The sequence below is a fragment of the Aureimonas sp. AU4 genome, assembly GCF_001463765.1.
GTDB lineage: Bacteria > Pseudomonadota > Alphaproteobacteria > Rhizobiales > Rhizobiaceae > Aureimonas.
Map to the genome: position 1 here is coordinate 129,023 of NZ_BBWK01000006.1, position 12,463 is coordinate 141,485.

The 12,463-nt window shown below is 69.9% G+C and carries 15 protein-coding genes; 1 reads left to right on the plus strand and 14 read right to left on the minus strand.

The annotated features are described in order from the left end of the window. Positions 1-6 precede the first annotated feature (6 nt). The 11 genes from AUL35_RS03155 to phnG all read right to left on the minus strand — a co-directional run bounded on the left by AUL35_RS03155 (position 7) and on the right by phnG (position 8,712). Positions 7-693, minus strand: coding sequence for a DUF1045 domain-containing protein (locus tag AUL35_RS03155; protein ID WP_062011914.1), 687 nt, complete (start codon positions 691-693; stop codon positions 7-9). Further along, positions 693-1,499, minus strand: coding sequence for a phosphonate ABC transporter, permease protein PhnE (gene phnE / locus AUL35_RS03160; protein WP_062011916.1), 807 nt, complete (start codon positions 1,497-1,499; stop codon positions 693-695). The genes AUL35_RS03155 and phnE overlap by 1 nt, the downstream gene beginning before the upstream one ends. Before the next feature lie 75 nt (positions 1,500-1,574). Next, the gene (phnD, locus tag AUL35_RS03165) at positions 1,575-2,567 is read right to left on the minus strand and encodes a phosphonate ABC transporter substrate-binding protein (RefSeq protein ID WP_062011918.1); all 993 of its coding nucleotides are present in this window, start codon (positions 2,565-2,567) and stop codon (positions 1,575-1,577) included. 24 nt (positions 2,568-2,591) lie between these two features. Further along, positions 2,592-3,440: a phosphonate ABC transporter ATP-binding protein gene (phnC, locus tag AUL35_RS03170; protein ID WP_062011920.1), complete on the minus strand. Its 849-nt coding sequence runs from the start codon at positions 3,438-3,440 to the stop codon at positions 2,592-2,594. A gap of 31 nt (positions 3,441-3,471) precedes the next feature. Further along, positions 3,472-4,137: a DapH/DapD/GlmU-related protein gene (locus AUL35_RS03175; RefSeq protein ID WP_062011922.1), complete on the minus strand. Its 666-nt coding sequence runs from the start codon at positions 4,135-4,137 to the stop codon at positions 3,472-3,474. Continuing rightward, positions 4,134-4,868 (minus strand): phosphonate C-P lyase system protein PhnL, encoded by a 735-nt coding sequence (gene phnL, locus AUL35_RS03180; RefSeq protein ID WP_062011925.1) that lies wholly within the window; start codon positions 4,866-4,868, stop codon positions 4,134-4,136. Before phnL ends, AUL35_RS03175 begins: the two co-directional genes overlap by 4 nt. A gap of 2 nt (positions 4,869-4,870) precedes the next feature. Next, the gene (phnK, locus tag AUL35_RS03185) at positions 4,871-5,650 is read right to left on the minus strand and encodes a phosphonate C-P lyase system protein PhnK (RefSeq protein ID WP_062011927.1); all 780 of its coding nucleotides are present in this window, start codon (positions 5,648-5,650) and stop codon (positions 4,871-4,873) included. Further along, positions 5,647-6,513, minus strand: coding sequence for an alpha-D-ribose 1-methylphosphonate 5-phosphate C-P-lyase PhnJ (locus AUL35_RS03190; RefSeq protein WP_082666069.1), 867 nt, complete (start codon positions 6,511-6,513; stop codon positions 5,647-5,649). The genes phnK and AUL35_RS03190 overlap by 4 nt, the downstream gene beginning before the upstream one ends. Beyond that, on the minus strand, positions 6,510-7,637 hold the full coding sequence (locus AUL35_RS03195) for a carbon-phosphorus lyase complex subunit PhnI (protein ID WP_062011929.1): 1,128 nt from the start codon (positions 7,635-7,637) through the stop codon (positions 6,510-6,512). The genes AUL35_RS03190 and AUL35_RS03195 overlap by 4 nt, the downstream gene beginning before the upstream one ends. Positions 7,638-7,639: 2 nt before the next feature. Continuing rightward, positions 7,640-8,245 (minus strand): phosphonate C-P lyase system protein PhnH, encoded by a 606-nt coding sequence (phnH, locus tag AUL35_RS03200; RefSeq protein WP_062011931.1) that lies wholly within the window; start codon positions 8,243-8,245, stop codon positions 7,640-7,642. 2 nt (positions 8,246-8,247) lie between these two features. Beyond that, positions 8,248-8,712 carry a phosphonate C-P lyase system protein PhnG gene (gene phnG / locus AUL35_RS03205; RefSeq protein WP_062011933.1) on the minus strand — a complete coding sequence of 155 codons (465 nt, stop codon included), beginning with the start codon at positions 8,710-8,712 and terminating at the stop codon, positions 8,248-8,250. A gap of 115 nt (positions 8,713-8,827) precedes the next feature. On the opposite strand from phnG, the gene phnF reads away from it, so the two are divergent. Further along, positions 8,828-9,547 carry a phosphonate metabolism transcriptional regulator PhnF gene (phnF, locus tag AUL35_RS03210; RefSeq protein ID WP_062011935.1) on the plus strand — a complete coding sequence of 240 codons (720 nt, stop codon included), beginning with the start codon at positions 8,828-8,830 and terminating at the stop codon, positions 9,545-9,547. A 6-nt stretch (positions 9,548-9,553) separates the two neighbouring features. Here phnF and AUL35_RS03215 read toward each other — a convergent pair whose 3' ends face one another. From AUL35_RS03215 to efeO, 3 genes are all read right to left on the minus strand, one after another. After that, positions 9,554-9,892: a DUF779 domain-containing protein gene (locus AUL35_RS03215; RefSeq protein WP_062011936.1), complete on the minus strand. Its 339-nt coding sequence runs from the start codon at positions 9,890-9,892 to the stop codon at positions 9,554-9,556. 60 nt (positions 9,893-9,952) lie between these two features. Beyond that, positions 9,953-11,473: an aldehyde dehydrogenase gene (adh, locus tag AUL35_RS03220; protein WP_062011939.1), complete on the minus strand. Its 1,521-nt coding sequence runs from the start codon at positions 11,471-11,473 to the stop codon at positions 9,953-9,955. Between the two features lie 167 nt (positions 11,474-11,640). Beyond that, a complete protein-coding gene (gene efeO, locus AUL35_RS03225; RefSeq protein ID WP_062011941.1) occupies positions 11,641-12,456 on the minus strand; it encodes an iron uptake system protein EfeO in 816 nt (271 codons plus the stop codon). Positions 12,457-12,463 lie beyond the last annotated feature (7 nt).

Sequence of the window (12,463 nt, forward strand, 5' to 3'; positions counted from 1 at the left end):
TGGCTCTCAGGATACGGGAAGCGCGATCGGTCGAAGAGCATGGCGCGAATGGACCGTGAAGGGGGCGCCGGGCTCGCGCTCGACGAACAGGACGAGGGCATCGATGACCAGCGGCCCGTCGACCACTTCCCTAAAGCGGGCCCGAAGCAACGGCTCCAGTTCGGCGGCCTCGGCGTCGCCGGTGCGCCCGGTCAGCGTCATGTGGAAACGGAATTCCTCGAAGACGTAGGGGTAGCCCCATCTGCCGAGATAGGTCCGCTGGCGCTCCGTCAGCCCGCTCGGACGGCGACGCTCGATCTCGGCCGGCGTCAGCGGCGCGCGGAAGGGCGCGAAACGGCGCACGGCATCGGCTGAGAGGGCGTCGAGCCGGGGCTCCGCTCCAGCCGGCACGAGCGCGAAGAAGCCGTCGATCCGGCGCAGCGCGAGGCGCCCGATCGTCGGGGCTTCGCGCTCGGCGGCAAAGCGCGCGAGCGCCGCGTCGAGCGCATCGAGGCCGGTACCCTCCGCCAGCCGGAACGGCGCCTTCACGGTGGCGTGGAAGCCGTAGCGCGCGGGGTCCGCGACGAGCGGGTCGAGCCGGGCGTCGGGCGCGCGCGTCGGCTCGTCCGTGAAGGCGTCGCGGCCGAGCCATTCGGCGGCGAGGCGCGTGAGCGGCGCGTCGCGGGGCGGCGCGAAGTAGAGGGCTGCCCGCATCAGATGACGCGCCGGCGCAGGGTCTGGGAGATCGTGTCCATCACGCTCACCGATAGCACAACGACGATCAGGATCGCGGAGGCCTGCGGATAATAGAAGCCGCGGATCGTCTCGAACAGGACCTGCCCGATGCCGCCGGCCCCGATCACGCCGAGGACGGTGGCGGCGCGCACGTTGGATTCGAGGCGATAGAGCGAGAACGAGATCCAGAGCGGCAGGACCTGGGGGATGACGCCGAAGACGATCTGCTGCAGACGTGAGGCCCCGGTGGTGCGGATGGCCTCCACGGGGCGCGGGTCGATCGCCTCGACGGCTTCCGAGAAGAGCTTGGCGAGAATGCCGGTCGTGTGGATGAAGAGCGCCATGACGCCCGCGAAGGGCCCGAGGCCGACCGCCACCACGAACAGGACGGCGAACACGACCTCATGGATCGCGCGGAACAGGTCCATCAGGCGGCGCGCCGGCTGGTGGATCCACCACGGCGCCATGTTGCTGGCCGACAGGATGCCGAAGGGGATGGAAAGGAGCACCGAAAGGAACGTGCCCCAGATGGCGATCTGGATCGTCACCATCATCTCGGAGAGGTAGTAGCGCCAGTCCGAGAAGTCGGGCTTCAGGAAGCCCGAGGCGTATTCCGCCATGTTGCCGGCATCGGTGAACAGGAAAGGCCAGCGACCCATGTCGGCGGGGCCCCAGCTCCAGGCGAGGGCCGCGACGAGGAGCGCCAGGCTCGCAAGCGTGCTCCAGCGGGTCGCGGGCGCCCGGTCGGCCTCGCGCGAGGCGGTGGCGGTGTTGGCTGCGGTCATGGTTGCCTCGGATCCTCATGAGCCGTGGAAGCGGATCGGGGCGACGTGCGCCGCCCCGATCGCGTCGTCTGGCGCTCAGCCCTGCGGCGCTTGCGCGAGACGCGCCTCGAAGGTCGCCTTGCGCGCCTCGAGGTCCTTCACCTTCTCGGCCTTCGCCTCGGCGGAGAGCTTGGCGTCGCCCTTGGCCTGCGCGATCGACTTGGTGAGCTCCATGACGCGGATCGGCAGAAGCTGGTCGTCGCTGGAGGCACGGAACGGACCCCACTCGAGGCCGGCCAGCGTCTTCATCTCCTCGGCCTTGTCGCCCTTGCTGCGATCGGTGCCGTAGTCGAGGACGAAGGTGCGGATCTTCTCCTTCGTCTCGGCGGACAGGTCCGTCGACCAGACCAGCGGGTCGGACGGGATCAGCGGCGACTTCCAGATTACCTTGATCTTCTCGAAGGCGGCGGGCTGGTTCTTCTCGATCAGCGCCATGTTCTCGGTGTTGTTGGCCGCGGCGTCGAGCTGGCCGTTGGCCACGCCCATCGCGTTGGTCTCGTGGTTGGCGTTGGTGACGTTCCGGAAGCAGGCCTTCGGGTCGACGTTGCGCGCGGCGAAGATGAAGGTCGTCGGCACGAGGTAGCCCGAGGTCGAGTTCGGGTCGCCGAGACCGAAGTTCAGCGACTTGTCGCACTTCAGAAGGTCGTCGACGCTGGTGAGCGGCGAGTCCTTGGGCGCGAGGATCACGGAATAGTAGCCCGGCTCGCCGTCGGCGGGCACGGTCTGCGCGAAGACCTCGCCCTTGGCGCGGTCCACCGCCTCCATGGCCGACTTGTTGCCGAACCAGCCCATCTGCACCTTGCCGAAGCGCATGCCCTCGATCACGCCGGCATAGTCGGTGGCAAAAAAGGGCTCGATCTCGAGGCCGGTCTCGCGCTTCATGTCGGCGAGGAACGGCTCCCACTTGGTGCGCAGGTTCTGCTGCGACTCGGTCGAGATGATGCCGAAGCTGACGGTCTCGGCCATGGCGGGCAGGGCCACCGCGGAGGCGAGCGCGAGCGCCGCCAGACCCTTGAGGATCGCGTTCATTGCAGTCTCCGATGTTGGGTTGGTTCAGACGGCTTCGAGGGCCGCTTTTCTAGGCTGGCGCGCCGGCTCCCGCCGGTCGGCTTCGTCTGCTGCCGGGGCGTCCGGCAGGACGAGTTCCTCCGAGGCCGAGCCGTAGAGCTCGGACAGGAAGTCGTTGGTCAGGGCGGCCGAGGGGCCGTCGAAGACGATGCGCCCGTCGCGCATGGCGATGGTGCGTGCGAAGTAGCGCCGCGCGTACTCGACCTGATGCAGCGAGACGAGGACCGTGATGCCGTCCGCGCGGTTGACGTCCGACAGGACGTCCATCACGCGCCGCGCCGAGGCCGGGTCGAGCGAGGCGATGGGCTCGTCGGCAAGGAGAATGCGCGCCCGCTGCACGAGCGTGCGGGCGATCGCGGCGCGCTGCTGCTGGCCGCCCGACAGCGTCGAGGCGCGCTGCGCGCCGGTCTGGCCGATGCCGACGCGGGCAAGGGCCGTGTGCGCCTCCTGCCTTTCCAGCCACCGGAACAGGCCGAGCGTGCCGCGCCAGCGCGGGATGCGGCCGAGCGTTCCGATCAGGACGTTGGTCAGCACCGACAGGCGCGAGACGAGGTTGAACTGCTGGAAGATCACCGACACGTCGCCGCGCACCTTCCGCGCGCCAGGCGCCACGCGTCCCGCCGCCTGCGCCAGCGTGCCGAAGATCTCGACCCGCGAGGCGTCGCCCTCGCCGGTCTCGAGCCCGGCGAGGTGCCGGATGAGGGTCGACTTGCCCGAGCCGGACGCGCCGATCAGCGCCACCATCTCGCCGGTTCCGATGCTCAACGAAACGTCGGACAGGGCTTGCGTGGTGCCGAAGCGCTTGGACAGTCGGGATACGGAGATCGCGGTCATGCGGTTCGCTCCATCGGTTTCGGCGACAGTGTCATGTCGCCGTGGGCTGGCCGTGACGGTTGGGTGAAGCTTGCGTGACAGCCTCGTATCGATCGAGGAACGCTGCCGCATCGAGTTGCCGGAAGTCGGCCAGCGCGGCGAAGAGCCGGTCGTGCGGCCAGTCCCACCAGGCCAGCGCGTCCATCCGCGCGCCGAGGCCGTCCGCGAAGCGCTGGCGGATCAGGCGGGCCGGCACGCCGCCGACCACCGCGTAGGCGGCGACGTCGCGGGTCACCACGGCGCCCGCGCCGATCACCGCGCCGTTGCCGACGGCGATGCCGGCCAGGATCGTCGCCCCGTGGCCGATCCAAGTGTCGTGGCCGATCGTGACGGCGTTGGCGCGGCGGGCGGCGAAGAAGTCGGCCTCGTCGCTCGCGCCCTCGAAATAGTCGCCCGCGCGGTAGGTGAAGTGGTGCAGCGTCGCGCGGTCCATCGGGTGGTCGGTCGCGTTGATGCGCACGCTGGCCGCGATGTTGGCGAACTTGCCGATGCGGGTCGCCCAGATGCGGCAGTCCTGCATGACGTAGGAGTAGTCGCCGAGAACCGTTTCGGAGAGCGACGAGCCGGCCTCGACCTCGGTGTAGCGTCCGAGCGTCGAGCGCTCGACCTCCGCAGTCGGGTGGATGCGGGGCGTGTGTTCGGAGAGCTTGGGGCTCATGCAGCCAGCCTTGCGGAGAAGCGGGAGACGTCGAGGATGCGGGTCGCGACGGCCGCGCGCACCGGCTCGTCGTGGAAGATGCCGAGGATCGCGACGCCCCGCGCCAGCTTCTCGCGGATCATCGCCACCACGACGTCGCGGTTGGTGCTGTCGAGCGAGGCGGTCGGCTCGTCGAGAAGCAGGATCGGGTGGTCGGTCAGGAAGCCGCGCGCGATGTTGACGCGCTGCTTCTCGCCGCCCGAGAAGGTGGCGGGCGGCAGGTCGAAGAGGGCGGTCGGAAGGTTCAGCCGCGTCAGCATCGCAGCGGCCCGCGCCCGTGCCTCGTCGCGCCCGACCCCGAGCCGCACCAGCGGGTCGGCCACCACCTCCAGCGCGGAGGCTCGGGGCACCGCGCGCAGGAACTGGCTGACATAGCCGATCGAGCGCTCGCGCAGGCGCAGGACCGTGCGCGGGTCGCCCGCGCCAAGGTCCTCCATCGCGCCCGTCGTGGCGTCCCGGACGAGGATCGAACCCTCGTCCACCGCGTAGTTGCCGTAGACCATGCGCAGGATCGACGACTTGCCGACGCCCGACGGACCGCCGAGGACGACGCACTCGCCGGCTCGTAGCGAAAAGGCGACGTCCCGCACCACCGGCAGCCTCAGCCCGCCGCGAAGGTGCATGGTGAAGGACTTGGCGACGCCGGCGACCGCAAGCAGAGTCGTGTCGATCGGGGAGAGAGCAGGGGGCATCGTCAGGATTCCGGGATCGAGGCGACGAGGAGCTGGGTGTAGGGATGGTGCGGATCGTCGAGGACGCGGTCCGTAAGACCCTCCTCCACGATCTCGCCGCCGCGCATCACGATCATGCGCTGCGACAGGAGGCGGGCGACCGCGAGGTCGTGCGTCACGATGACGACCGACAGGCCGAGATCGGCGACGAGGCCGCGCAGGAGGTCGAGGACGCGCGCCTGGACCGACACGTCGAGGCCGCCGGTCGGCTCGTCCATGAAGACGAGGCGCGGATGGGTGACGAGGTTGCGCGCGATCTGGAGGCGCTGGCGCATGCCGCCCGAGAACTCCGTCGGCCGGTCGTCGATGCGGCCGGCGTCGATCTCGACGCGGCCCAGCCAGTCGCCGGCCGCCTCCCGCAGGCGCCCGTAGTGCCGCTCGCCCACCGCCATCAGGCGCTCGCCGACATTGGCGCCGGCCGAAACGCGCATGCGCAGGCCATCGGCCGGGTTCTGGTGGACGAAGCCCCAGTCCGTGCGCATCAGGAAGCGGCGCTCGGCCTCGGTGAGGGTGGCGAGGTCGCGCGTCTCGCCGTCGCGCATCCGGTAGCGCACCGTGCCGGCGGTGGGCTCCAGCCGGGCCGAAAGGCAATGGAGCAGCGTCGTCTTGCCGGAGCCGGACTCGCCCACGATGGCGAGAACCTCGCCCGGCCAAAGGTCGAAGGAGACGTCGGTGCAGCCGATCCGCGCGCCGTAGCGCTTTTCCAGGGATCGAACCGTGAGGAGAGGGGTCTCGTCGCTCATTCCGCGGCCTCCCCGAGCGCGGCGTCGGCTGCGCGCTGCGTTTCGCAATGATCGGTGTCGGAGCAGACGAACATGCGCCCGCCCCGGTCGTCGGTGACGACCTCGTCGAGATAGACCCCGCGCGAGCCGCAGAGCGCGCAGGGCTGCGAGAAGCGCTGGACGCTGAAGGGATGGTCCTCGAAGTCGAGGCTTCGCACCCGCGTATGGGGCGGCAGAGCGTAGATGCGCTTCTCGCGGCCCGCGCCGAAGAGCTGGAGCGCGGGCGACATGTCCATCTTCGGATTGTCGAACTTCGGGATGGGCGAGGGGTCCATCACGTAGCGGCCCTCCACCTTCACGGGGTAGGCGTAGGTCGTCGCGATATGGCCGTGGCGTGCGATGTCCTCGTAGAGCTTCACGTGCATGAGCCCGTACTCCTCCAGCGCGTGGAGCGTGCGCGTCTCGGTCTCGCGCGGCTCCAGGAAGCGCAGCGGCTCGGGAATCGGCACCTGGTAGACGAGGATCTGGCCGGCTGCGAGCGGCGCCTCCGGAATGCGGTGGCGCGTCTGGATGATCGTCGCCTCGCCCGTTCGGGTCGTCGTCGCGACGCCGGCCACGGTCCGGAAGAAGGAGCGGATCGAGACCGCGTTGGTGGTGTCGTCGGCGCCCTGGTCGATGACCTTCAGCGTGTCGTTTCGCCCGATGATGGCGGCCGTCACCTGCACGCCGCCCGTGCCCCAGCCGTAGGGCATGGGCATCTCGCGGCTGGAGAAGGGCACCTGGTAGCCGGGGATCGCGATGCCCTTCAGGATGGCGCGCCGGATCATGCGCTTGGTCGTCTCGTCGAGATAGGCGAAGTTGACAGTGGGAAGGGCGGCGCTCACTCGGCGGCCTCCTGGCTGGACATGTCGCGCTCCCGCCCGGGAGAGGCTTCGCGCTCACGAGATGCTTCGCGCTCGGAGTTGATGGTCCGCAGGAGGTCGAGCTCGGCCTGGAAGTCGACGTAGTGCGGCAGCTTCAGGTGCTCGACGAAGCCGGTGGCGGCGACGTTGTCGCAATGCTCCAGCACGAACTCCTCGTCCTGCGCGGGCGAGCGGCGTTCCTCGCCGAACTCGTCGGCCCGAAGCGCCCGGTCCACGAGGCTCATCGCCATGGCCTTGCGCTCCGACTGGCCGAAGACGAGCCCGTAGCCGCGCGTGAAGCGCGCCGGCTCGTCGCCCGTGCCGACGAACTGCGCCACCATCTGGCATTCCGTGACGCGGACGCGGCCGATCGTGACGGGAAAGCCGAACTCGGGCAGGTCGACCTCGACGTCGACGAGGCCGATGCGGATCTCGCCGACGAAGGGATGGGTGCGGCCGTAGCCGCGCTGCGTGGAATAGCCGAGCGCGAGAAGAAAGCCCTCGTCGCCGCGCGCCAGCGCCTGGAGCCGAAGGTCCCGGTTCGCCGGGAAGTCGAGCGGATCGCGCGTGATGTCGCCGGGTTCGTCGGTGCGGTCGCCGTCGGGCTCGATCAGACCCTCGTTGCCGAGAATGTCGGTGACACGCGGCGTGCGCGGGAGGCTCTCCGCCGCGCGGCGCTCGGGTTCGGGCACGCTCGCATCGCCCGCCAGCGAGGGGTCGAGCAGGCGGTGCGTATAGTCGAAGGTGGGGCCGAGAAGCTGGCCGCCCGGCAGGTCCTTGTAGGTCGCCGAGACGCGCCGCTCGATATGCATCGCGCCCGTATCCAGCGGCTCGGCCGCCCGGAAGCGCGGCAGCGTCGTGCGGAAGGCGCGGATCAGGAAGATCGCCTCGATCAGGTCGCCGCGCGACTGGCGCACGGCGAGCGCGGCGAGTTCGGGATCGTAGAGCGAACCCTCCGCCATGACGCGGTCGACACCGAGCGCAAGCTGTGATGCGATCTGCTCGATCGTGAGAGCGGGCAGGTCGCGGTCGCCGCGCCGCCGGTCGGCGAGCAGGCGGTGCGCGTTGCGGATGGCGGCCTCGCCGCCCTTCACGGCTACATACATGCTCAGGCCTCCGTGATGCGGGTGGTGCGCGGCAACGCCGCAAGCCGTGTGCCCGCGACCAGCACGTGATCATGTCCACGCGGGAAGAGCGCCGCGTTGGCTTGCCGGGCCGCGAGGAAGCCCTCGGGCAGGCCGAGCGGAGCGAGCGAGCGGCTCGTCTCGATGCCCGGGCCTTCGAGGCGAAGCACGGGACCGCCTTCCAGCGCCGCGACGGGTAGGATCAGCGTCGCGGAGCGGTCGGGATAGCTGTCCGTGCCGATGGGAAACCGCATCCAGCCGGCCGGGTCGCTGCCGCGCGCCAGCAGCGCGAAGACGGCGTCTGCCGGGTCGACGACGACCGGCGCGTCGGTCTGGAAGGCGATCCACGCAGCTGCCGCCTCGTCGCGCTCCTCCAGACAGACCGCCGCGTCGGCATCGGCGAGCGTCGCCAGCAGCGCCGCCGCCGCCGGCTCGACGGCAGGCGGTGCCGAGACGAGGCCGCCAAGTTCGGCGACGGTGCCCGGGCGCGCGAAGGCGTCCATGACCGCGCGGAAGACCCGCTGCGCGTCGTGGACCGGATCGTGGAAGCCGCCGGCGACGGCGCCGGCCGCAAGGCTCGCCTGGTTCATGATCAGTCCTCGCCGCGTGCCAGGGTGAAGAAGTCGACGCGCGTCGCGGCCGTTTCCTCGGCTCGCTCGCGGAGCGCGTCGCTATCGGCGGCCAGGGCGGGCACGACGACCTCGCGCTCGACCCGATCGCGCCAGTCCGGGTTCTGCCAGAGCGCGTCGAGGTGGGCGGCCATGCGGGCCTTCGCGCCGTCGCGGCCGAGGATCATGGCATGGCCGATCTCGCCGCTCGCCAGGCGCACCGAGGCGCGCGCCACGCTGGCTTCCCCGAGGTTGAAGGCCGCGCCGCCGCCCCCGGCCCGGCCGCGCAGCATGACGAGCCCCACCTCGGGACCGCGAACGGGCACGGCTTCGGGTATCGTGCCCAGCGCCTCGTAGCGCTGTGCGAGCAGGCCGGCCGGCGCCAGCGCGAAGGCGGAGGCGGCCCGGCGGCGGCCGGCCTGTTCTGCGGCTTCGATCGGTTCAGCCATCTTGCGGACCCTCGTCGATTTGTCTATTTGTATAGACATACGATCTGATATGTTCGGTATAGCGCATCTCTCGTGACGAGACGATGACGATATCGGGTGAAGAGGCGAGACTGGCGTGAACGCGGATGACGACGGGGTGACGCGCTGGCGTCGTGTGGCCGACCGCATCCGGGCCGGCATCGCGGACGGATCGGTCGGCGAGCGGCTGGCGCCGGAAATGGATCTGGCCGAGGAATACGGGGTCAACCGGCACACGGTGCGCCGTGCGATCCAGGCGCTCGCCGCCGAGGGACTGGTGCGGGCCGAGCGGGGGCGCGGCACGTTCGTCAACGCCCCGGCGCCGCGCATCAGCTATCCCGTGGGCGCGCGCACGCGCTTTTCCGAGAACCTAGCCGCGACCGGCCGTCGCCCGGTCGGGCACCTGATCCGAGCGAGTGCCGCGCGCGCCGACGCGGCGGTCGCCGGACTTCTCGAATGCGAGACGGGCGCGCCCCTCCATCGCCTGGAGACGCTGCACGTGGCGAGCGGTCTGCCGCTGTCGGTCTCGACCTGCTTCTTTCCGGCGGCGCGCTTTCCCGGCATCGTGCGCTCCTATGCCGAGACCGGCTCGATCACCGAGGCGCTGAAGCTGGAAGGGTTGGCCGACTATCGCCGCCGCGAGACGCGCATCACGGCCGAGCGCGTCCATCCGGCGGACGCCGAGCATCTGGCCGCGCCTGCCGACAGCCTCGTCCTCGTGTCGACCGCCGTGGACGTCGATCCCGGGGATCGCCCGGTCCAGGCCATGCGCACGCGTTTTCCCGCGGACCGAATGGAACTGGTGTTTCGACCGTAGACGGCGTCAGGCCGGCACGGCGCAGACCGTCGAGCGCGTCAGGAAGCGGCGCTCGCGCCCGTTGTCGAGCGAGAACATGCCGCCGCGCCCCGGCACCACGTCGATGATGAGGTCGGTATGGCGCCACGCCTCGTATTGCGCGCCGCCGATATAGACCGGCGTGCCGTCGGGAAGCGTGCCGAGAAGCACGTCGCTCTCGCCGATGCGGAACTCGCCGCGCGGGTAGCACATGGGCGAGGAGCCGTCGCAGCAGCCGCCGGACTGATGGAACAGGACCGGACCGTGGTCCGCGACGATCTCGGCGAGGAACGCCATCGCCTCGGGGGTCGCCGTCACCTTGTTCATGGGGCCGCTCCTTCGGATGGGGGAGGGCGGCGCGCCGGCGCGCTGCCCCCGGGGGTCGGATCAGAAGAAGCCGAGGGCCTTGGGCGAGTAGCTCACCAGCATGTTCTTGGTCTGCTGGTAGTGGTCGAGCATCATCTTGTGCGTCTCGCGCCCGATGCCGGACTGCTTGTAGCCGCCGAAGGCCGCGTGGGCGGGGTAGGCGTGGTAGCAGTTGGTCCAGACGCGGCCCGCCTGGATCCCGCGGCCGAAGCGGTAGGCCCGCGTTCCGTCGCGCGTCCACACGCCCGCGCCGAGGCCGTAGAGCGTGTCGTTGGCGATCGCGAGCGCGTCCGCGTCGTCCTTGAACTTCGTCACCGAGACGACCGGCCCGAAGATCTCCTCCTGGAAGACGCGCATCTTGTTGTGACCCGCGAAGATGGTCGGCTCGACGTAGTAGCCGCCCTCGAGCTCACCCTCCATCTTGGCGCGGTGGCCGCCGGTCAGGACCTCGGCCCCTTCCTGACGTCCGATGTCGAAGTAGGAGAGAATCTTCTCCAGCTGCTCGGACGAGGCCTGGGCGCCGATCATCGTGGTGGGATCGAGCGGGTGGCCCTGCTTGATCGCCTTCACGCGGGCCACCGCCTTCTCCATGAAGCGGTCGTAGATCGACTCGTGCACCAGCGCGCGGCTGGGGCAGGTGCAGACCTCGCCCTGGTTGAGGGCGAACATGGCGAAGCCTTCCAGCGCCTTGTCGAGGAACTCGTCGTCGCGGTCCATCACGTCGGCGAAGAAGACGTTGGGCGACTTGCCGCCCAGCTCCAGCGTCACCGGGATGAGGTTCTCGGAGGCGTACTGCATGATGAGACGGCCGGTGGTCGTCTCGCCGGTGAAGGCGATCTTGGCGATGCGCTTGGACTGCGCCAGCGGCTTGCCGGCCTCGAGGCCGAAGCCGTTCACGATGTTGAGGACGCCCGCTGGCAGGATGTCGGCGATGAGCTCGGCGAAGACGAGGATCGAGAGCGGCGTCTGCTCGGCGGGCTTGAGCACCACGCAGTTGCCGGCCGCGAGCGCCGGCGCGAGCTTCCACACGGCCATGAGCAGCGGGAAGTTCCAGGGGATGATCTGGCCGACGACGCCGAGCGGCTCATGGAAGTGGTAGGCGACCGTGTCGTGGTCGATCTCGCTGATCGAGCCCTCTTGCGCGCGAAGGGCGCCCGCGAAATAGCGGAAGTGGTCGACCGCGAGCGGCATGTCGGCATGGGTCGTCTCGCGGATCGGCTTGCCGTTGTCGAGCGTCTCCACCATGGCGAGGAGGTCGAGGTTCTCCTCCAGCTTATCGGCGATGCGGAGCAGCATCTTGGATCGCTCGGCCGGCGAGGTGCGGCCCCAGGCGTCCTTGGCCTTGTGGGCGGCGTCGAGCGCCAGCTCGATGTCGGCGGCGGACGAGCGGGCGACGTGGCAGAGGATCTTGCCGGTCACCGGGCTCGGGTTGTCGAAGGTGCGCCCGTCCACGGGCGCGACCCATTTCCCGCCGATGAAGTTGTCGTAGCGGTCGCGGATCAGGACCCGCTGCGACACCTGGTCGATGGCTTGCTGGTACATGGTCGTTCCTCCCTGGGGACCGCGCGGCGTTTTCGTCGTCGCGGTGATGGCGCCCGATGGGGCGCCGAGATTCCGGCCGGCGTGTGGCGGATGCCGATCACCGGTTGAGGAGCCGATCCTTTGCCGACCCGCCGCCTCCGTCAAGATGCGGCGAGTACGCAGTTCGCTCAGTCGAGCCCCAGCTTGCCGCGCAGCGTCGAAAGGTCCTCGGCCAGCGTGTTGACGTTGGCGGCGAGCACGCGCCGGTCGGCGTCGGTCAGCTCGGAATAATGGGCGTAGCCCTCGCCCTTGCGGTACTTGGCGAGCGTCGTGTCGACGGTCGTGAAGCTGGCGTCGACCTTCCGGACGAAGGCGGAGTCCTCGGTCTCGATCAGCGGGCGCACGAGGTCGAAGATCTTGCGCGAGCCGTCGGTGTTGGCCTTGAAGTCCCACAGGTCGGTGCCGCTGTAGCGGTCCTCCTCGCCGGAGATCTTGGTGGCCGCGACCTCCTCCATGAGGACGGCCGCGCCGCCGATCACCTTCTCGGGCGGCAGCGCCATCTCCTCGATGCGCGCGCGCAGATCCTCGATGTCCGTCATCAGCTTGTCGGCGACGGGGCCGAGCCCGTCGGTCGTGCCTTCCGCGAAGAGCCCGTGCTCGATCTTGTGGAAGCCGGTGAAGGCGGGGTCCTTCTCGGCGAGCTCGTGGTCGTCGGCGCGCGAGTCCACCGAGGCGTCGAGGTCGCTGAAGAGCTCGGCGATCGGCTCGATCGCCTCCCAGCTCATGCGCGTCGGCGCAAAGAGCGCCTTGGCGCGCTCGACGTCGCCCGCCTTCACCGCGTCCGTGAAGCTCTTGGTGTCGGCGACGAGCTTCTCGGTCTTCTCGGACACGTAGATCTTGTACTCGGCGACCGGTCGGACGATGTCGAGCGGCGACACGGCCGCGAGCGCGGGACCCGCCAGGAGCAGCGAAAGAACTGCGGCGCTTGAGGTTCGGATCGTCATGGTCGGC